This window comes from Pseudonocardia sp. NPDC049635, from assembly GCF_040659795.1.
Taxonomy (GTDB): Bacteria; Actinomycetota; Actinomycetes; order Mycobacteriales; family Pseudonocardiaceae; genus Pseudonocardia.
Genome location: NZ_JBFAON010000059.1, coordinates 1 through 1,224 on the forward strand (window position 1 = coordinate 1; position 1,224 = coordinate 1,224).

Genomic DNA, 1,224 nt, shown 5'->3' on the forward strand with positions numbered 1-1,224 from the left:
CCTCCAGACTTGGCAGTAGCCGAGGAGGAGGACGCGCGATGGGGCGTCGAAGTAAGTATCCCGAGGAGTTCCGCCGCAACGCCGCAGAGCTGGCTCTCGACGGGGGCCGTTCGGTCCGCGACGTGGCTCGCGAGCTCGGGGTGAACCACGAGACCCTGCGCAACTGGGTCGAGGCCCTGCGCCGGGAACGGCGCGATGGGCCCGCGGCGGTCACCGGGGAGGAACGTGCCGAGCTGGCCCGGCTGCGGCGCCGGGTCGCCGAGCTCGAGCTGGAGAAGGAGGTCCTGCGAAAAGCCGCGGTCTTCTTCGCTCGGGAGACAGACCAGTGACCCGAGAAACGATCTACGGGTTCGTCGCTGCGGAGAAGACCACCTACCCCGTCCGTCTCCTGTGCCGGGTCCTGGCCGTGAGCCCGTCGGCGTTCTACGACTGGCTGCGCCCGCGGCAGCCCCGTGATCAGCGACGATGATCTGGCTGACGCCGACGACGCCGACCGGCTCCACGATGCCTGGCGCGAGCATCGCCGTACCTACCGAGCCCGCCGGCTGACCGCCGAGATCATCGACCGTGGCCACCGGTGGAACCGCAAGCGCGTGGCCCGACTGATGAGCGTGGCCGGTATCGAGGGCATCCACCGGCGCCGTCACGGTAAGAAGCGTTCCCGGGCCACGGCCGGCGCGGTGGCCCCCGATCTGGTCAAGCGCCGGTTCCACACCGAGCGACCTGACCAGCTGTGGGTCGCCGACATCTCGTACCTGCGGACCTGGGAAGGATTCCTCTACCTCGCCGTGGTCGTCGATGCCTGCACGCGGCGGGTCGTGGGCTGGTCGATGACCGACCATCTGCGCCGTGAGCTGGTCCTCGACGCTGTCGGGATGGCCCTTCACCAGCGTAAACCCGCCGCTGGGCTGATCCATCACAGCGACCACGGAGTCCAGTACACCTCGATCGACTTCGGACGGACGTTGCGCACATCCGGGGTGCTGGCCTCGATGGGCAGTGTCGGAGACGCGTTCGACAACGCGATGGCCGAGAGCTTCTTCGCCACGCTCAAGGAGGAACTGGTCTACCGCCGAGCCTGGCCGACCCGCCACGAGCTGGAGATGGAGGTCTTCTCCTTCATCGAGGGGTTCTACAACCCGTTGCGCCGTCACTCCCGGCTGGGCAACCTCAGCCCCGCGACCTACGAGCAGCAGCTCACGACACAGAACGAGGTGTCCGGCT

At 68.2% G+C, this 1,224-nt stretch carries 3 protein-coding genes; all 3 read left to right on the forward strand.

Annotated elements, in window-relative coordinates:
- Positions 1-38: 38 nt before the first annotated feature.
- Positions 39-329 (forward strand): transposase, encoded by a 291-nt coding sequence (locus AB0J24_RS28750; RefSeq protein WP_358687013.1) that lies wholly within the window; start codon positions 39-41, stop codon positions 327-329.
- Complete coding sequence (locus tag AB0J24_RS28755; protein WP_358687014.1) at positions 326-469, forward strand: hypothetical protein; 144 nt, start codon at positions 326-328, stop codon at positions 467-469. The genes AB0J24_RS28750 and AB0J24_RS28755 overlap by 4 nt, the downstream gene beginning before the upstream one ends.
- On the forward strand, positions 453-1,224 hold a 772-nt coding region (locus tag AB0J24_RS28760; protein ID WP_358687015.1), incomplete at its 3' end, for an IS3 family transposase. The genes AB0J24_RS28755 and AB0J24_RS28760, both read left to right, overlap by 17 nt.